General features: G+C 71.0%; 1 protein-coding gene. It reads right to left on the bottom strand.

Features of this window, described 5'->3' with window-relative positions:
* On the bottom strand, nt 1-238 hold a 238-nt coding region (locus ACZ2V4_RS11920; protein ID WP_490514981.1), incomplete at both ends, for a hypothetical protein.

Raw genomic sequence — 238 nt, 5'->3', positions numbered from 1 at the left:
GCCTCTGGCTGCCCGAATTCGGCCGAGTAGGCGGTGATGTCCTCGCGAATACGTGCGGACAGGATCGCGGGCTCGCTTCGAGCGTTCTCGAGTGTGCCGGACATCCACGCCTGTGCGAGGGCGTCGGCTGGGTCGTAGCCGGCACGCTCGGCGTCGCGGAGAGCTGCCTCCAGTGCGCCCCACCCGTCGTCGCTACGGAGCCGCTGCGCTGCTTCCGGGCCGACCGCTGTGCGGGCGA

It is taken from the genome of Macrococcus sp. CoH-51_TC_04 (assembly GCF_058188655.1).
Note: the sequence above shows the minus strand (reverse complement) of the source record. Positions and strands in the feature narration are given on the sequence as shown.